This is a genomic window from Corallococcus sicarius (assembly GCF_003611735.1).
GTDB lineage: Bacteria > Myxococcota > Myxococcia > Myxococcales > Myxococcaceae > Corallococcus > Corallococcus sicarius.
The window spans coordinates 1-18,577 of record NZ_RAWG01000045.1 but is presented as its reverse complement, the minus strand read 5'-3'; the positions used below and the strand labels follow the sequence as shown (position 1 = coordinate 18,577).

Genomic DNA, 18,577 nt, shown 5'->3' with positions numbered 1-18,577 from the left:
CTCCTCCTTCAATCCCGGTGGTGTTCGAGCTCGCGCAGCAGGTGCGCGGTCGTGATGACGTCAAGGAAGGCGTGGCCCGTCGAACTGAAGACCGTTCGTCCTGCCCGCAGCGGCTCGCGCGCTGTTCGGACGAGCTGCCCCAGGGAGAGGGCGCTGGCATGGACCGGGCCGGCCTCGGCCACTGCGGTCGCCAGGTCCTCCACGATCAGCGTCGACGTGCGCAGCAGCTCCAGCGGCACCTCCCGCGCTTCCGTCGTGTGCCCGCCCATGCAGTTGATGTGCACGGTGGGGGACAGGTCCGAGAAGCGGCCCAGCGGCACCTTCGATGCCGTCGCGGTGCCGATGACGTCCGCGGTCCGGACCGCCTCCTCCAGGGACTCGCAGGGGAGGATCCGCACGTCCTGCCCCAGCGACGCGCGCAGCTCCGCTGCGAATGCGGCGCACCGGGACGCATTCCTGGCCCAGAGCCGCACCTCCTGGATGGGGCGGACCGAGCAGACCGATACCGCCTGCTGCCGGGCCTGCACCCCCGTCCCGGCGATGGCCAGCACCCGGGCATCCGGTCGCGCGCAGCGGTCCGTCACCAGCGCCGACACCGCGGCGCACTTGAGGTTCGTCACCGCCGCCCCGTCGAGCATCGCGAGCAGCTCGCCGGTGCGGGTCGAGAATGCGGTGACCACGGCGTTCACGGTGGGCAGCGGGTCGGTGGCGGACCGCTGGAAGAGGGTCGCCACCTTGTTGATGTAGAGGCCGAAGTGCTCCGACACCGCCGGCATCGACAGGAACGCGGAGCGGGGCTGCTCCAGGGCGACCACCTCCCGAAGCGGGACCTGCATGCGCTCATGCAGGCCCTGTTCGAGGGCGGACTCCAGCTCCCGCATGAGCCGCGGGAGGTTGCCGCGCGCGGCGACGACGCTGTGGGGATGGAACGGGGGCATCGCGCGGGCTCGCCTCTCTCGCCTACAGCGTCGCGAGGACTGCCTTCAGGTTGTCGATGAACGACTGGACCGTCTCCGTGGGCAGGTCGCCGCGAAGCATGAGGCGGATGCCGGCGCGGCCGACGGGGACGATGGGGAAGAAGACCGCCGAGCAGTAGAAGCCCCGCTTGTACAACTCGCGCGAGAGCTTGACGGCCTTGTCCTGCTCGCCCACCTCCACGACCTTGATGTGGAGCCCGTCGCCCCGCTGTGCCGTCTGGATGTGCTCATCGAACAGCGCGATGTTCTTCCGGAGCTGTTCCTGGCGCTTCCCCAGCTCGGGGCTGCGGTGCACCTTGATGCTGCCCAGCGACGTGCCAATCGCGGCCGTGCGCAGGCTCTGCGACCACCCCATCGGGCCCGTCCGGTAGAGGAAGTCGTAGTGCTTGCGGGAGCCGAGCATCGCGATGCCGCCCGTGCTGCCGAACGCCTTGGCGGTGGAGGCGATGATCAGCGTCCGGTCGTTCATCGAGGGAAGCCGCGAGCGGATGTACCCCTCGCCGTTCTTGCCCTGCGTGGAGAGCGAGTGCGAGTCATCGATGTACAGGAACAGCCCGTACTTCTCCTGCAGCGTCCTCAGCGCTTCGAGGTTCGTCTTCCCGCCCACGGAGTAGACGCCGTCGCACACGTACGCCACGCGGGGGTACTTGCGGCAGACGTCCTCCAGGTAGTTCATGTCGTTGTGCGGGCTGTTCAGCACCAGCGTCTCGTCGGCGACGATGGGCTTCACGAACGCCATCGAGAAGTGCGCGAACTTGTCGAACACCATCACCAACGGCTCGCTGTCCGTCAGGTGGCCGGAGCCGAGCATCGGCAGGATGGCCGCCGTGAGCGCGCTGGACGTGACCGCGGGGAGCACGGGGCCGCCGAACAGGTCGGCGAGCTGCACCTCCAGCTCCTCCATCAATCCCAGCCGGATGCGGAACTCGGCCATGGACAGCCCGGTGACGCCTTCGCTCCGGAGCGCGTCGATGCCTCCCTGGATGACGTCCGGGTGGCTGTTCAACCCCAGGTAGGAGCACGAGCACAGGTTGACGAACTCGTGCCCGGTGTCGACCTCGCGCAGCCGGTTCTGGCTGCCGTTGAACTCGACACGGATGCCCAGCATGTTGGCGTCCTGCGCCACGCGCCAGGCGCTCTCGCTCGCCGGGACCATCTTCTGGTTGTTGCGGTGCGCATGGGGACCCATGATCGGGTCGGTGGGGTTCTTCACGGCCGGGCTCCTGTCTTCTCGATCACGAACTGTCCAATCCGGGCAATGGCTTCACGCCCGCTCGAAAGCCGCGGGTGGTGCAGGTGCCAGACGTGCACCATGTCGGGCCACTCCTCCAACGTGACGTCCACGCCGGAGGCCCGCGCCTTCTTCGCGAGCGCCTCGGAGTCGCTGAAGAGGATCTCCCGCTCGCCCACCTGGATGAGCAGCGGCGGGAAGCCAGTGAGGTCCGCGTGGATGGGCGCCGCTGTCGGGTGCCGGAGGTTCTTCCCGTTGAGGTACAGCCGGATGACCTGGTCCACGACCTTGCGCTGCACGAGCGGGTCGATGTGCTCACGCGTCCGGTAGCTCTCGCCGGTGGGCTCCATGGCCACCAGCGGAGAGATGCTCACCGCGGCCCCCGCGAGCGGGAGCCCCTGCGCCTGGGCCGCGACCAGCATCGCGAGCACCAGCCCGCCGCCGGCGGAGTCACCCACGATGGAGATGCGTCCGGGCGCGAACCCCCGGCGCAGCAGCCACTGGTACGCGGCGGTCGCGTCCTCGACGGCGGCCGGGTAGGGGTGCTCGGGGGCCCGGCGGTAGTCGAGCTGCAGCACGCGGCAGCGCGCGGCCCGGGCGACCTCGCCGACCATTCCGGCGTGACTCTTCAGCGAGCCGAAGACGAAGCCGCCGCCGTGCAGGTAGAGGAGGGCGCGGTCCGCATCGCAGTCCGGAGGGGTGAGGATCTGGGCTCCGACCCCGTCGAGGCTGAGGGGTTCGGCCTTGATGTCGGGCGCGAGCGGCGTCCCGAGCGCGTCGTAGTGTACCCGCGCTTCCTTGAAGTCGTCCGGCCAGGGCCGGGCGTCCAGGTACGCGAGCAGTTCCTTCATCTCCGCGGCATTCCGCGCGGTGTTCGAGCGTGTCGTCATGTCGCGCCTCAGGCCAGGACGTCGATGACGTGCGGGAACGAGTTGAGCTCGCCACGGACGTAGCGGGAGACGGTGGGGTCCTCCTTGTGGTCGTCCGCCTTGAACAGCGTGAGCCCGTAGAAGTCGTACCAGCGCTTGAGGTCCTCCGTGCCCGGCACCTGGTACTCGACATGGCGGATGGGCCGGCGGGCATCCCGGTTGGCGTCGGGCCGCATGGGCTGGGTCGCCGCGTGGGCCACGCCGCCCACCACCTCGTTGTGGAGGACGATCATCACGATGTCGTTCTCCAGGTCGAGCTTCAGCGCGAACGAGTAGTCGTTGAGGACCTCGTCGTAGAACTCCTGCTTGAGCGCGACGTTGTAGTTGTTGGGGATGTTCTCGATGAGCGACTTCGGGTCGATGCCCTTGTCCTGGCAGAACTTGCGCGTGTCGCAGATCATCGGCAGCCCGCCGCTGATGTTCCGGTTGGGGCCGTAGAGGTTGGCGATGAACGGCGTCGCCGCGTCGAAGTGGATGCACTTCGTCGTCACGAACTCGCGGCTCTCGGTGTGGTCGCTGTTCGGCGTGAAGCTCTTGTTCTTGTTGTACCCGTCGACGTCCATCTTGACGACGCGGTCATAGGCGACGTCCACCGGGCTGTATCGCTTCAGGTCGAAGCGCGGCGCGGCGGCGCGGAAGAGGCCTTCCAGGTAGTTGCGGGCCAGCTCCGCCCCGGCGTCGGTGCGGATGTCCAGCTGGCGCGCCGCGAGCAGCTTGTTCGCGCCGTGCACCACCGCGAAGCCGTTCTTCTTCTCGACGGCCTCGATGATGGCATCCACCAGCGCCCTGTTCGGGGGAACAGAGTCGCCCTTGCTCAGCTCGGCGGGGAAGGTCGAGACGTCAATGAGCGAATCCTTGATGCGGCTCGGATCGATCTTTTTCATGGACTGTCCAGGTTTTGAGGGAGGAATGACTGGAGAAACAACCTATACATTTGCAGATATTCTCCGTCAATCCATGCCAGGCGTGATTTATTTGGGTGTGATTAGGGGTGGAGTGTCGCGATGCTGGTCATGGTAGCATTTGATTGTCCGGAGGGGGAACGACTCGCTCAGGGGGTCCGGGGGTTGCGATGCGGGCAACCTCTTGCGTGTGAAGGATTGACCGGCTTTCGCTGCACTCGTCTGGTTATGGCTATCGCCAGGATGGATCCCTACGATCACTGGCAATGCTGCAATCACCTTGGGTCCGAGCCACTCCGATAGCGATCACTGGCTTTGCATTTGCGCTGCCTGGCGCCCGCTCACTGGATGAGCTGGCGGATGTTCTTCTGCGCGGGAAGACGACGTATGGCGTCTGGCCCGCGGACCGCATTCCCCCCGCGACGTACCTTGATCCCGCTGCGTCCGTGGGGGCGGCGAAGCTGTACACGGCGCTGGGCGGCGTCATCGAAGAGGGCGAGCGCCCAGAAGACCCGTCAGGTGGAGCCGGGCTCGCGCAGCGCTGGGTGCTGGAGGCGGTCCACCGCGCGCTGGCGTCGGCGAAGCTGCCCCCTGGCTCGCTCAGCGGGCAGCCCGTGCCGGTCTTCATGGCGCACTCACGCGGTGGCGGCCACGGGCTCTATGACGCCGCGGTCCTCGCCCTGGCAGGTCGGCTCCAGCCCTACCTCGTCCATGGCGCGCATCCGAGTGAGTTCACCCCGCAGGAGCTGTCGAACGTCGCGGAGCAGGTCCGCCGCGAGCTGCTGGACGCGTTCGGTCCCCGCTTCGTCGCCGACCCGCGCGAGCGAGCCATCCACCGGCTGGCCAGTGGGATCGCGGAGGATCTGGGCACCACGGAGAAGGCGTTGATTGTCGATGGCAACTGCACCGGGGGGCTCATCGCGGTGGAACTCGCGGCACGGGAACTCGCGCGAGGTGCTCCGTGGGCGCTCGCGGGTGCGCTGTCGTACGTCGACACCGTCAATCAGGTCCTCTACTCGAACGCGCGCCTGTTGTCGGCGGAGGGCTGCTTCCCCTTCGCCAGGAAGGGCACGGGCACGGTCATCTCCGATGGCGTGGTCATGCTGGTGCTCACGACCCTGGAGCGGGCCCAGAAGGAGGGCCTGCCAATCCATGGCGTGATCCGTGGAGTCGGCGGCGGGAACGACGGCGCGACCGAAGGGTACATGCTGGTTCCGAACCCGCGTGGGCACCAGGTCGCCATCAAGCGTGCAATCGATCAGGCCGGTGTCTCTCCGTCCGAGCTGGGAGTGCTGCTCTCGCACGGTACGGGCACCCGGGCCGGTGATGCCGTGGAGACGAAGGTCTTCAATGGCGCGCTGAGGATGCACGGGGAGGCCGGGCAGCCGCTGTCTCCGGTCCCCGTGCTGTCGATCAAGGGGAACGTGGGGCATGCCAAGGAGGCTTCGGGGCTGGCGAATCTTGTCGCGCTCCTGTCCATGTTCGAGGCCGGGCAGATCGCGGGCCCGCTCCGTGCCGAGAAGGACGGAGCGCTGATCGAACCGGGTGGGCTCATCGAACTCGACAAGACGGCCCGTCCCTGGCCGGCAGGCGATACGCCGCGCATCGGTGGTGTGAGCGCCATCGCGAGTGGCGGTCAGAACTACCATGCGGTGGTGGAGGACCGGCCTTCGCCAGCACGGGTCAGGACCCTGCTCCGAAGCCAGCCCCGAGGCCCCACGAGGAGTGACGAGCCCATCGCCATCGTGGGGGTGGCGGGCGCATTCGCGGGCGCTCCTGGACTCTCCACGCTGTGGCGCAACCTTCTCCAGGGGCAGCGGTCCTTCCGTCGGCTCTCGCTCGACCGGGGGCTGTCACAGTCCGCGCGTGGCGAGCTGTACTCCGACCAGGGGGCGCCACTCGATCTGGACGCGGAGCACTTCGCCGACAAGGCCAGCCAGTACGCGGAGCGGCCTTCCGACATCCTGCGGTACGACCCGCTGCACTACCTGCTCGTGGACCTGGCGCGGAGCGCGGCGTCGAAGGTGCCCATCGAAGCAGGGAGCAATGTCTCGGTGGTCGTGTCCGCGGAGCACTGCAGCGAATACGGGCTGCGCCAGGTCGCGGCGGCGCGTCTGCCGGAGCTTGAGGAGCACCTCCTGCGCGCCTTGCGTGGGACGGGCAGGGACCCCAAGGGGGTGTCCCGCACGCTGCGAGCGGTGATGAAGCGACTCTCGGGTGACCTGCCCGAGCTGTGGGCAGGCAGCCTGTTCAACCTGTCCCCCAGCTTCATGGCGGCGCGCATCGCCCGGGCCTTCGATCTGACGGGGCCCACGTGCGCCATCGAAGCCGGAGGCGCCGCATCGTCCATCGGGGGCCTCGAAGTCGCGTGCGGCCGTCTCGCGGCCGGAGAGGTGGACGCGGCCTTCTGGGCGACGGCGGACATGCGCCTCGGGTACACGCGCTACGCCGATGAGTGCGCGATGGGGCTCGTGTCACGGCGGGACGCACCGACCGCGCTCGATGCTGCTTCCGACGGCTATCTGCCGGGGGAGGGCGCCACGGTGTGCCTTCTGCGGCGGTTGTCGGACGCGAAGGCTCGCGGCGAGCGGATCCACGGGATCATCCGGTCCATTGGCAGCACCTTCGCGCCGCTTCCAGACCGTGGCCTCGTCTCCGAGACCGCGATGAGTCTGGCCATCCGGCGCGCCTACTCCCGGTGTGACGTGTCGGCGGACGACCTCGCGTTCGTCGAATGCTTCGGCAGCGGGCACCGTGCCAGTGACGTCGCGGAGACCACCGCGCTCGGACGAACGTTGGGCGCGGCGCGAGCCAGGCCGCTCCCCATTGGCGCCGTCATGCCCAACATCGGTCACACCGGGGCTGCGGCGGGTGGCGCGAGCCTGATGAAGGCCCTCTTGATGCTGAGCACCCAGAGGGCCCCTGCGACGGTGGGTGTGAAGAGTCCGCTTGTCGGTGCGCAGGAGAACCTCCGCGTCGTCACCGAGGCCCAGGAGTTGAAGGACGCGCGCTTCGCGGGCATCAACGCCGCGGGGGCGGGCGGGACGCACTATCACGTCGTGCTCGAAGCGGGCCCGGATGCCCTGGAGCTGGACCCATGAGCGCCCACCCGGAGGTACTGGCCTCGCTGGCACGAGGGCTCCACGAGCAGATCCCGATGACGCAGTTCCTCGGGATCACCTTCGCGGAGTTCGAGCCCCAGCGAATCGTTCTCGCGGCGCCGCTCGGCCCTTCGATCAACCACAGGGGCACGGCCTTCGGCCCGGGAGCCTTCACCGTCGCCGGACTGGCTCCCTGGCTGCTGCTCGTGCGGAAGGCCTGGTCGGAGAGGCTCGCCGTGCAGATCCTCCTGCGGCGCTGCGAGTTCGCCCTCCATCGACCCATCACCGGAGACTACCGGGCGCGGTGCGACTCGCTGCCCATCCTGGAGGTCGAAGCCCTGCGGCGTGGAGGGAAGGAGCGGCTCTCGGCCACGTCGCACGTCATCATCGATGAGGGGGCGCCGGCTGCGACCTACACGGCGCACTACACGCTCATCGGGGTGCCGGCTTCGGCAGGTGCTGGAGAAGGTGACCTGCGGTTGCCCTTCCCCGAGGAGTGGCGGACGTGATCTACCGCAGGCTCGGCGGCCTTGAGGTCTCTGTGTTCGCGCTGGGTGCGGCGAACTTCGGAGGCATTGGAAGCTCACGGAAGCTGGTGGGGAAGGGCGAGACCGAAGCCGAAGCGCACGCGCTCCTGGATCGTGCCGTGGCGCTGGGTATCAACCTCATCGACACCGCGGGCACGTACGCGGATGGGGCCAGCGAGTCCTTCATCGGTTCCTGGCTGGCTTCTCGGGGCCCGGCGATGCGGGACAGGGTCCTCCTTTCGTCCAAGGTCGGGATTCGCGGCGGCCTCGGTCGGAAGCATGTCTTTGAAGAGGTGGACCGCACGCTGGCCCGGCTTCGCGTTGACACGCTCGATCTCTACCTGTCGCACGTGCCCGATCCCGCCACCCCGTGGGACGAAGTGCTCGCGACCTTCCAGGACCTCGTCAAGCGGGGGAAGGTTCGACAGTTCGGCCTGTCCAATGTGTCCGCGAGCGATGTCTGGAGCGCCGCCGCCAAGGGGAGCCCGGGGTTCGGCTGGGTCCAGAACCGCTTCAACCTGCTCGAACGGGACGACGAGCACAACGGCGTGTTGGAGGCCTGCCTGAAGCTGGGGCTTCAATACACGCCGTACTCGCCCCTGGCGGGCGGCCTGCTGAGCGGCAAGTACAGCCTCGCTGGCTCCATTCCAGAGGACACCCGCATCGGGCAGCGCCGGGACCTCTATGCGAAGGCCTGGAGCCCGGAGAACGCCTTACGAGTCGAGCAGTTGAAGACCCAGGCCGTCGCCCATTCGCTTTCACCGGCGGGGCTCGCGACCTGGTGGCTGCTGCGCTGCCCGTTCGTGACGTCGGTCCTCGTCGGCGCACGCAGCCCTGACCAGTTGGAGCAGCTCGTGACCCAGGCCTTGTCCCTGCCCGCGAACGAAGGGCTGTGGCAAACCCTCTCTTCCCCGGGCCAATAACGTGCGCGCCATCGTTTGCAGGACCTGGGGTGGACCCGGGCAGCTGACCCTTGAGGACCTGCCGGAGCCCGTTCCGGGAGAAGGCGAGGTGAAGATCGACGTGCACGCGTGCAGCGTGAACTTCGCCGACCTCCTCATGATTGGCGGCACGTACCAGACCCGACCACCGCTGCCCTTCGTTCCAGGGCTGGAGGCCGCGGGCACGATCGCGAGCGCTCCCGAAGGCTCCGGCTTCCAGCTTGGGGACCGGGTCGTGGCGATCCTGTGGCACGGGGGCTACGCGGAACAGGCCGTGGCCGCGTCGCGAGAGACCTTCCTGCTTCCGGCCGGCGTCTCGTTCGAGGTCGCGGCGGCCTTGACCAGCGCGTATGTGAGCACCGCGCTGGCGCTGCAGCGAGTCGCCCGCTTGATGCCATCCCAGACGCTGCTCGTCCTCGGGGCGAGCGGGGGCGTGGGCCTGGCGGCCGTGCAGCTGGGCAAGGCGCTGGGCGCCACCGTCATCGCGGTCGCGGGGACGGCGGACAAGCTCGCCACGGTGCGCGAAGCCGGCGCGGACCACGTCATCAGCCACCGCGACGAGGACTGGAAGGAGCAGGTCCAGGCAGCCGCGGGGCCGTCAGGCGTGGACGTCTGTTTCGATCCCGTCGGAGGCCCGCTCTTCGATTCAGCGCTCTCGACCCTGGGCTGGGGGGGACGGTACGTGCTCGTCGGGTTCGCGGCGGGCCAGGTGCCCCAGATTCCGGCCCACCGGCTCCTCGTGAAGCACCGCGCGGTCCTCGGCTCCTCGCTGCGCTACTTCCGCTACCGCGAGCCGGCCGCCCTGCGCGAAACCATGGAGCAGCTGTTCACCTGGTACGCGCAGGGCAAGGTCGCCCCGCGCATCACCGGCCGGCTGCCCCTGAGCAGGACCTCCGAGGGCCTGCGCGCCCTGGAGGAACGACGAGCCATCGGAAAGCTCGTCGTCCACGTCCGCGACGCCGGCCTATGAGAAGGACCGGGGCAGCCCGAGGAGGTGCTGCCCGATGTACGACAGGGCCATGTTCCGGCTGACCGGCGCGTTGATGTACAGCCGCACCTCCCGGAACTTGCGCTCCACGTCGTACTCCTCGGCGAAGCCGTAGCCCCCGAAGGTGTCCATGCAGACGTTGGCGGCTTCCCAGGCGGCTTCCGCGGCCAGGTACTTCGCCATGTTCGCTTCGGCCGCACAGGGCTGGCGGGCATCGAAGAGCGTCGCGGCATTCTCCGTCAGCATCGACGCCGCCGTGATCGCCGTGTGGGCCTTCGCGATGGGGAACTGCACGCCCTGGTTGGCGCCAATGGGCTTGCCGAAGACGACGCGCTCCTTGGCATAGGCCACGGCCTTCTCGATGAACCACTGCCCATCGCCAATCGCCTCGGCCGCGACGAGCACCCGCTCCGCGTTCATCCCGTCCAGGACATAGGAGAACCCCTTGCCCTCCTCGCCAATGAGCTGGTCGGCGGGCACTTCGACGTCCTCGAAGAAGAGGGCATTCGTCGCATGGTTGAGCATGGTGCGAATGGGCCGGACCTCAAGCCCCTTCGTCTTGCGGAGATCAACGAGGAACAGGCTGATGCCCTCCGTCTTCTTCTGGACCGCCGCCCGGGGCGTCGTCCGGGCGAGCAGGAGCATCAGGTCCGACTGGAGCACCCGCGAGATGAAGATTTTCTGGCCGTTCACGACGTAGCGGTCGCCGGAGCGCACCGCGGTCGTCTCGATGGCGGTGGTGTCCGAGCCCGAGTTCGGCTCCGTGACGGCAAACGCCTGGAGGCGGAGCTTGCCCGCGGCGATGTCCGGGAGGAAGCGGTTCTTCTGCTGCTCCGAACCATGGCGCAACAATACGCTCATGACATACATCTGGGCATGGCAGGCGGAGGCATTGCCGCCGAAGTGATTGATCTCCCCAAGGACGGTCGCGGCCTCCAGCAATCCCAGACCCGCCCCGCCATACTCCGTGGGGATGAGCGCGGCCAGCAGCCCGGCCTCCGTCAGGGCATTGACGAAGTCATGCGGGTATTCGCGCTGCGAGTCGAGGGTCCGCCAGTACGTCGGAGGGAACCGGGCGCAGATGGCGCGCACGGACGACCGGATCGCCTCCCGGGTGTCATCTTGGGCTTTCATGGAATCCATTGGATGGCTCTCCTTCAACACCGCGGCATTCTCATGCATCGCATTGCGAGATGGCAGCCGCTGGCGGGTCCCGCGCGTCCATGCGACCTGAGAGGAGATGGCCTGGATGAGCTGAAAGACTATTCACCGGGGCGGGGCGTGACGCGGTGTGTCCCGGGATCCCCGTCAAGCGCTTCCAATGCGGAATGGTGTGTGGCCTACGCATCGGGTCACGAAAGCGGGGTTTTCTGCGCTTCCATCCGCACGGTCCCCATGGAGTAGAGTCCGCCGTTCCATGGAGCGCACCGGCGCGGCGGCGATCATCATCGGCAACGAGGTCCTCACCGCGAAGGTGAAGGACGAGAACGGGCCCCACCTCATCCAGCGCCTGCGGGAGCTGGGCATCCCGTTGCGCTCGGTGGAGACCATCCTGGACGACGTGGACGCCATCGTGGACGCGGTGGCACGCGCCCGGCGGCGGGCCCGCTACGTCTTCACCAGCGGTGGCATCGGGCCCACCCACGACGACGTCACGGTGCGCGCGGTGGCGCTCGCGCTGGGCCGCTCCGTGGTGCGCCTGCCGGAGATGGTCTCCGCGCTCCACGCCCGCGCGGGTGACACCCCGGTGACGGCGGAGGGCCTGCGGCTGGCGGACGCGCCCGAGGGCGCCGTGCTGCTGGCCCAGCCGGGGATGTGGTTCCCGGTGCTGACCGTGGACGACATCTACCTGCTACCGGGCGTCCCGCAGCTCTTCCGGCTGCAATTGGAGACGGTGCTGGCGCGGCTGAGCGGCACGCCGGTGCACCTGGTCAGCCTGTTCTTCACCCTGGGCGAGAGCGCCCTGGCCGCGGTGCTGGACCGAGTGGCGCTGGACATGCCCCACGTGGCCATCGGCTCGTATCCGGTGTTTGACGCGAGCCTGGACTACCGCGTGAAGGTGACCGTGGAGGCCCAGGAGCGCAGCCAGGTGGATGAGGCCGTGGGCCGCCTGCTCGGGGCGCTCCCGACGGACTCGCTGGTCCGCCGGGAGTAGCGCTCCGAAGGGCGACGGCTACAGCGCCAGGCCGATCCGCTGGCGCAGGCGGAAGAAGTCATCGGTGAGCAGCCAGGTGAGCAGCGCGCGCAGGTCCGCGCGCTCACGCACGGCCTGGAGGACGGGCTCGGTGCCCTCCTGACGGTTGGCCGGGATGTTCGGATCCTCGCGCAGCAGCATGGTGAGGCCCACGGACGGGTCTCCGCACACCAGCAGGCCCGCGCGGTCGGCGGAGTAGCCGAGCGCGTCCACCACCGTGCCCACGTCCAGCTTCGGCTGGTCGGCCAGCATCTGCGCGGGGACCTCGGACGCCTTGAGGGCCTTGCGTGAGAAGGCCTTCTTGAGCTGCTTGCTCACGTCGTCGTTGCGCCGGCCCAGGCCGTTGAACTGCGACACGTGGATGCGGACGGCACTGCCGAACAGGTCCGCCGTCTCGCCCTGGGACAGCTTGGAGAGCACGGCCGTCTTGTTGAGCAGGCCCAGCACCGCCTTGCCGATGAGGAACTTCTGCTCACGGGCATTGAAGCGGCGCACCACGTCCTGGCCCACGCAGAGCGACAGGGGCTCCGTCGTCTCCGGCTGCATCAGCCCGCGGCGGGCGAGGTAGACCTCGAACTCCTCCACGCCGAAGGTCTGCGCCACCGCGCGCACGGCCTTGAACACGGCCGAGTCCGCCTTGAGCTTGTCCGTCTTCGGGTTGACCCCGAGCATCTCGAACTGCGGCGGGTACACCTTGCTGAGCTGGTCGCCAATGGCGCGCAGCAGCTCCGTCATCGCGCCCCGGGCGGCGGGGTGCATCAGGATGGTGTCCACGTCCGACTGGGTCAGCGCCTCGCGAGGCTCCTGCGGCTGCCGGGCGCGGCCCTCCGAGTAGAACGACTGCTCCACCTCGTTGGTGGCGCGCATGAACGTCAGCACCGCGGACACGGCGAAGGCCTTGTCCTGCTGCTTCTGGGCGTCCCACAGCTTGAAGAGGGCGTGCAGGCTGTCCACGCGCGTGGGATCCGCGCGCAGGAGCTGACGGTGCTCCTCGATGGCCAGCGCGTAGCTGTTGGTGTCGCGGCCGTACAGCTCCGCCAGCGCGGCGCGGGCCTGGCTGTTGAGCGGATCCTGTTCCACGACCTGGCGGTAGAGGGCCGTGGCGCGGGCGGGCTCGGAGAGAGGGCCCGCGTAGAGGCTTGCCACTCGCATGCGCAGGGACGCGGCCCGCTTGCCGTCCGACGAGGACGAGGCGGCCAGCTGGGCCTGGGCCTCCAGCATCTGCGCCAGCTCCGGCAGGTTGCGGGCCCGCTCGTAGAGGGCCACCAGCCGGTCCACCAGCGCGGGCTCGCCCGGCGTCAGCTCCAGCGCCTTGCGGTACAGCGCCGTCGCGGAGGCCGCGTCACCCAGGCCTTCGTCGTGGATGCGCGCCAGCTCCACCGTGAAGCGCGCTCGCGCGTCGGTGGGCAGGTCCTGATCCAGCAGCTTGCGCAGGCAGTCCACCGCGCCGCTGAAGTTGCGGCCCTGCGCGTACACCGTGGCCAGCCGCTCCAGCGCCTCCGGGTGGCGGGGCAGGGTGGCCAGCGCCGTCTGCAGGTGCGCGGCCGCGCGGTTCGGATCGTTGAGGTGCGTCTGGTAGAGCGAGCCCAGCGTCAGGTGGTGCTGCGCGAGCACGCGAGGGTCGCCGCCCTGCTGCACGCGCTGGCTGAGCATCACCGCCGCCTCGGCGTATTGCTGCGCTTCGAGCAGCAGCAGGCCGCGCGTCTCCAGCGCGTCGGGGAAGCCGGGGCGGGCCGCCAGGGCCTTCTCCAGCACCGCGAGCGCGCGGGCCCGGTCGCCCAGCGCCACGTTGTGCAGCCGGGCCGCGGTGACGTAGGCCGCCGCCGCTGCTTCCGCGTCACGCTGTGCCAGCCGCGCCTCCGCGCGCCGCTCGTGCAGGGCCGCGAGGTCGGAGGAACCGCCGCGCTGCGCGAGCAGCTCCTCCAGGCCGGTGGCCGCGCCCGGGTGCAGCGGGTCGCGCTCCAGGGCGAGCCGGTACAGGGCCGCTCCGCCGTCCGGATCATTCAGCTTGTGCACCGCGAGCTTCGCGGCGGCGACGAAGCACTCGATGGCGCCCTTGGGGTCGCGGCTCGCCTTGGCTTCGGTCTCCAGCATGGTGCGGGCGGTGGTGAAGTCGGAGCGGCGCAGGGCCACGCGGCGCGCGCCCTGGAGCGCGGGGAGGCACTGCGACTGCAGCTCCAGCGCCTGCTGGTAGAGGGCGGCGGCCTGCTCCAGGTCGGCGCTCTTGCCTTCGGCCAGCTCGGCCGCGCGCAGCAGCACCTCCAGCGCCTCGGTGGCGTCCGTCGTCACGGCCAGCCGCATGCCGTACATGCGCGACAGGCCCGCGGTGTCGCCCGTCTGGCGCAGCACGCGCTCCAGGCTGAAGGCGAGGCGCGCGTCGCTGGGGTCCTCATCGAAGGCGCGCTGGTACACGTCCAGGGTGCGCTCGGTGGGCGGGCCCTTCTCCTGATCCGCCGCGGCCAAGAGGCGCAGCGCGCTGGACAGGCGCGGATCCGTCACGCGGTCGGCGATGCGGCTGCGCAGCTCGGCGCGGCGGGGGCGGTCCGACACGCGGATGCGCTCCAGCAGGGTGAGGGCGGAGAAGTTGCCCGGCTCCAGGGCCAGCACGGACTCGCAGCACTGCGCCGCGCGCGAGGGCTCCTGGAAGCGGTCCAGGTACAGCCGCGCGAGCTTCAGGTACGCGGTGACCTTCGAGGACGGCGTCTGGCCCACCTGCGTCTCGCGGTCGAGGATGGCGACCAGCTCCTTCACGTTGTCCTGCGCGACGTACAGGCGCTCCAGCGCGCGCAGCGTGGCGGCGTGGCCCGGCGTCAGGCGCAGCACTTCCTGGTAGCCGTCGATGGCCAGCTCCGGCCGCGCGAGCTGATCCTCCCAGATGGCGGCGGCCTGGTAGAGCGCGTTGGCGCGCTCCAGCGGGTCGGTGCGGTTGGCGGCGTCCGCGCGCAGCACCTCCACCAGGTTCTCCCACGCGCCGTGGGCCCGGTGGATGCGGGCGAGCGCACGCAGCGCCGGGAAGTAGCTGGGCGCCAGCATCAGCGCCTCCTGGTACGACGCCAGCGCCTCGTTCTCCTGCTTGAGGCGGTGCTCGTACAGCTCGCCAATCTTGTAGATGAGCGCGGCGGCCTGGTCGGTGGAGGAGGAGATCTCCGACTCCGCCCGATACATGTCGATGAGCTTCTCCCACCGGGCGTCCTGCGCGTACAGCCGGCCCAGGGCCTTGAGCGCGGGCAGGTACGAGGGCGACAGCGCGAGCACGCGCTCGTAGGCGGTGATGGCGCCCACGCGGTCCTTCAGGTGCTCATCGAGGATTTCGGCGTTGCGGTGGAGCAGCGACAGCACCTGCTTGGTGTCGCCGGCGAACGACGCCTCCAGGTCGTTGGTCTCCAGGAGTTCGCGGTGGCGTCCGGCGCGCTCGTAGAGGCGGGCCAGGTTGCGCAGCGTGGGCAGGTGATCCGACGCGAGATCGAGGATGCGCTTCATGCACTCGATGGCGTGGTCCAGGTCCCCCAGGCGGTCCTCGTAGATGACCGCCATCTTGTTGAGGGTGGTGATGAGCTGGTCGCGGTCGTTGGTCTGGAGCAGGTCCTGCTCGAACATCCCCACGAGCTCCGCGAAGCGGCCCTGGCGCTCGTAGAGGCGGGTGAGGGCCTTCTGCGCGGGGAGGTAGCCCGGCTGGAGCTGGAGGCACGCGTTGTAGCGCGCGATGGCGTCCTCGGGGCGGCCCAGGCGCTCTTCCAGAATCTCGGCCGCCTTGTACATGCGCGCGGCCTTGCCCTTGGCGTCCTCGGCGGCGGTGACCTCCGCGTCGAAGACGACGACGAGCCCCTCCCAGTTCTGCATCCGGTACGACAGCTTGCCCAGGCCCGCGAGCGCGGCGGCGTGGCTGGGGATGCGCGCGAGAATGGCCTGGTAGCGCGCGGCGGCCTCCTGGTCGCGCTTGAGGTCGTCCTCGTACAGCGCGGCGAGGCGCAGGTTGATGGCGACGAGTTCGCTCTCGTCGTTGATGGAGCCCACCCACGCGAGCAGCACGTCGGCCAGCTCCTCGAAGCGGCCTTGGGTCTCGTAGATGCCGGCGAGCGCGGAGAGGACGAGCGGCTCATGCGGGCTCACGCGCCGCGCGGCGAGCAGCGCGGACAGGGCGTCGTCCTTGCGGCCCAGGCGGTCATGGACCTTGGCGATGTGGAGGTAGGCGGGAGCGGCCTGGGAGCCCTGGCCCTCGGCCTCGGCGAGGAGGGCGGCGAGCAGCTCGTCGGTGCGGCCCTCGCGCTCGGCGATGCGCTTGACGGCGGCCTGGAGCAGCGGGTCGGAGCGATCCAGCGCGAACGCCTCGCGGAAGCAGACGGCGGCGGCGTCCTTGTTCTTTAGGCGCTCCTCCAGGAGCATGCCCGCGGCGGTGAGGTAGTGGGCGCGCAGGCCCGGCGGGACGACCGCGGCGGCGAGCAGTTGGTAGATCTCCACCAGGGCGCCGGCGTCGTTGCGCGAGGCGTAGACGGACTCCAGCTGGGTGAGGAGGGTGATGTCGGAGGGCTTGCGGTCCAGGGCCTGGCGCAGGGCATCCGCGGCGTCGTTGTCGCGGGACAGGCGCTCCTCGAGGATGGAGCCCTTCTCGAAGAGGAGGGAGGCCTGCTGGCGAGGGTCCTCGGAGGCGATGAGCTCCGCGTCGATGAGCTGGACGACCATCTGCCAGTTGCCGACGTCGGCGAAGAGGCGACGGGCGGCGCGGATGTTGGCGAGGAAGCGCGGCGCCAGCTTGTAGGCGTTCTGGAACGCGACGGCGGCGTTGCGAGGGTTCTTGAGCGGCTCTTCCCAGAGCAGGCCCACCTCGTGGAAGAGGAGGGCGGCTGTCTGGGGCTCGGTGGTGGCGAGCGCCTTGGCCTCGCGCTCCATGGAAGCGATGCGCTCGCGGGCATCGTCCTCGGCGCTGGCCTGGGGGGCGGGGAGGGCAGTCACGTTCTGCGCGAGGGCCTGCGCGGCACCAGCAGGGTCGGGAGCGCCGGGGGGAGCCACCGGGGCGGAGGACGAAGGCCGCGTGACGTCATTGCGCTCGCTCATGGAAGCCGGCTCCAGACACAGAAGTTGTCGAGGGGAACTGAACGGGAGTTCGTACCACGCGCTCGGCCGGCCCCTCAACTTCCCGTCTTTCCTGGTGATTTGAGTGTGGAGCAGCCGGCCAGCCGGGCGTGTGGGTGTGCGTTACGGCCCGGGTGAAGGGCCCCCGGACGCGCCGTGTTGCCCGGGGCGCAAGGGGCGTGGTTGGCTCCCTGCTCCCCGTGAGCCCTCCGCAGACCGACCCCCGGATTCCCATCGCCGCGAAGGACCAGGCGGCCCTGGAGAAGTACATCGGCGTGTGCCACTCGCTGGGCCGGTACGCGGCGAAGGACGTGCTGGTGGTGCGGGGGTATTCGGGAGACCTCCAGCTGTGGGTCAGCCCGACGTACTCCGGCTACCGGAGCGCGTGGGTCAGCGCCTTCGGGCCCGTGGTGGCGGCGCACGACGTGGACCATGTCTATTCGAAGAAGCGGGGGGAGCTGTACGGCTACAGCTACGTGCGGTTGGCCCTGGTGGATGGGAAGACCAATCAGCGCAGCGGTGAGTTCGAAGCGCTGATGGGGAAGGTGGGGAAGGCGAACGAGCAGTTCCTGGGGCAGCCGTTGCAGGCACAGGAGATCCGTTACGCGGACGACGTGCAGGCGCTGAAACTGAAGCACCTGTCGTTCAAACCGAACCAGCGGTACGCGGAGACCCAGAAGCCGGGGCAGGCCATCCTGAGCGGGACGCGGCTGGTAGGGACCACGAAGCCCGTGACGCCGCAGGCGCAGCGGGTGACGGTGCCCTTGAACGCCCCGAGAGCCGTGGTCGCGGCGAAGCCGCTGGTGACCGTGAAGGACTGGAAGCCCGCGCCGCCGAAGCGGTCGCTCCAGGTGACGTCGGTGACGCTGCAACGGACGGCGACTGACGTCCGGGTCGTGCCTGGGGCGAAGTCCTACGCGTGGAGCGGCGCCGTCGTCGAGTGGCTCATGGGCGCGTTGGTCACCGCCGTGAACCACAAGAGGACCCAGGAGGCCTTGGACAAGATCCTGGCGGGAGTGGAGAAGCACATCCCGGAGAACGGCGGCGTGCTGATTGCAGTCGTGTACGAACAGCCGGACAACGCGGTCCAGTACGGCCATTCGACGGAGCTGTTCCTGTACGCGTACGTCATGGGCTACGGCGAGACGGCACTGGACGCGTACCTGAAATACCAGGAGGAAACGTCGCGTCCCGGGTACACCACGTTGTCACCGGGGGCCCAGAAGAACTGGTCCAAGGTCGAGCACCATGTCTGGGTTCGCGCTGGCGAGCGCTGAGCTGGGCCCGAACGTCCTCTGATCAGAATCGTGGCACGGGCAGCCCGTGCTGCAAGGCAGAACGTCAGACGCATGGTCTTTCCTCCTCCCTCTGGGAACATCACGGGAGGTGTGTATGCGGAAGACGCGAGGCTGGGTCGTGTGGCTTTGGCTGGTATTGCCTGCGTTGGGATGGGCAGAGGACAGCCTGGCGTCGCCGTCCGTGGAGGACCGTCGGTGGCACTTCCTCACCCGTCTGGAGGCCGCGACGCTGACGCTGCTGCCACGGAATGGCACGGACCTGGACGAGGGCTTCGTGCAACTGGAGCCCTGGCTGATCTTCCACGCACGCTGCTCTCCTAGTCACAGCTCTTTATGTGTGGGCCGCGGAGTTCGCGTTCGGCGCCATTCGTGCTTCGGAGCGGCCCGAAGTGCCTTGAGCCTCGCAAGCTCTTTGGAGT

At 69.2% G+C, this 18,577-nt stretch carries 12 protein-coding genes; 6 read left to right on the top strand and 6 right to left on the bottom strand.

Annotated elements, in window-relative coordinates:
• Positions 1-8: 8 nt before the first annotated feature.
• Genes D7X12_RS09760 through D7X12_RS09745 form a run of 4 tightly spaced genes read right to left on the bottom strand, consistent with a single transcriptional unit; the run spans position 9 to position 4,021 of the window.
• A complete protein-coding gene (locus tag D7X12_RS09760) occupies positions 9-938 on the bottom strand; it encodes an ornithine cyclodeaminase family protein (RefSeq protein ID WP_120624995.1) in 930 nt (309 codons plus the stop codon).
• Positions 939-960: 22 nt separating this feature from the next.
• On the bottom strand, positions 961-2,190 hold the full coding sequence (locus D7X12_RS09755) for an aminotransferase class I/II-fold pyridoxal phosphate-dependent enzyme (RefSeq protein ID WP_208718915.1): 1,230 nt from the start codon (positions 2,188-2,190) through the stop codon (positions 961-963).
• Positions 2,187-3,098, bottom strand: coding sequence for an alpha/beta hydrolase (locus D7X12_RS09750; RefSeq protein WP_120624994.1), 912 nt, complete (start codon positions 3,096-3,098; stop codon positions 2,187-2,189). The genes D7X12_RS09755 and D7X12_RS09750 overlap by 4 nt, the downstream gene beginning before the upstream one ends.
• An 8-nt stretch (positions 3,099-3,106) precedes the next feature.
• Entirely contained in the window at positions 3,107-4,021 is a 915-nt protein-coding gene (locus D7X12_RS09745) for a hypothetical protein (RefSeq protein WP_120624993.1), read from the bottom strand.
• A gap of 284 nt (positions 4,022-4,305) precedes the next feature.
• On the opposite strand from D7X12_RS09745, the gene D7X12_RS09740 reads away from it, so the two are divergent.
• The 4 genes from D7X12_RS09740 (at position 4,306) to D7X12_RS09725 (ending at position 9,578) form a co-directional block, all read left to right on the top strand.
• The gene (locus tag D7X12_RS09740; RefSeq protein ID WP_120624992.1) at positions 4,306-7,140 is read left to right on the top strand and encodes a beta-ketoacyl [acyl carrier protein] synthase domain-containing protein; all 2,835 of its coding nucleotides are present in this window, start codon (positions 4,306-4,308) and stop codon (positions 7,138-7,140) included.
• Entirely contained in the window at positions 7,137-7,649 is a 513-nt protein-coding gene (locus D7X12_RS09735; RefSeq protein WP_120624991.1) for a YiiD C-terminal domain-containing protein, read from the top strand. The genes D7X12_RS09740 and D7X12_RS09735 overlap by 4 nt, the downstream gene beginning before the upstream one ends.
• Positions 7,646-8,590, top strand: a complete 945-nt coding sequence (locus D7X12_RS09730; RefSeq protein WP_158620016.1) for an aldo/keto reductase — start codon at positions 7,646-7,648, stop codon at positions 8,588-8,590. The genes D7X12_RS09735 and D7X12_RS09730 overlap by 4 nt, the downstream gene beginning before the upstream one ends.
• Before the next feature lie 88 nt (positions 8,591-8,678).
• Positions 8,679-9,578, top strand: a complete 900-nt coding sequence (locus D7X12_RS09725) for an NADPH:quinone oxidoreductase family protein (protein ID WP_158620015.1) — start codon at positions 8,679-8,681, stop codon at positions 9,576-9,578.
• Here the strand turns inward: D7X12_RS09725 and D7X12_RS09720 are convergent.
• Complete coding sequence (locus D7X12_RS09720) at positions 9,573-10,730, bottom strand: acyl-CoA dehydrogenase family protein (RefSeq protein WP_120625011.1); 1,158 nt, start codon at positions 10,728-10,730, stop codon at positions 9,573-9,575. The genes D7X12_RS09725 and D7X12_RS09720 overlap by 6 nt on opposite strands.
• A gap of 283 nt (positions 10,731-11,013) precedes the next feature.
• Between D7X12_RS09720 and D7X12_RS09715 the strand changes: the two genes are divergently transcribed.
• Entirely contained in the window at positions 11,014-11,751 is a 738-nt protein-coding gene (locus D7X12_RS09715; protein WP_120624988.1) for a competence/damage-inducible protein A, read from the top strand.
• An 18-nt stretch (positions 11,752-11,769) separates the two neighbouring features.
• Here D7X12_RS09715 and D7X12_RS09710 read toward each other — a convergent pair whose 3' ends face one another.
• Complete coding sequence (locus D7X12_RS09710) at positions 11,770-16,842, bottom strand: tetratricopeptide repeat protein (protein WP_120624987.1); 5,073 nt, start codon at positions 16,840-16,842, stop codon at positions 11,770-11,772.
• A gap of 218 nt (positions 16,843-17,060) precedes the next feature.
• Between D7X12_RS09710 and D7X12_RS09705 the strand changes: the two genes are divergently transcribed.
• Positions 17,061-18,137, top strand: a complete 1,077-nt coding sequence (locus tag D7X12_RS09705) for a hypothetical protein (RefSeq protein ID WP_147443593.1) — start codon at positions 17,061-17,063, stop codon at positions 18,135-18,137.
• Positions 18,138-18,577: the final 440 nt, after the last annotated feature.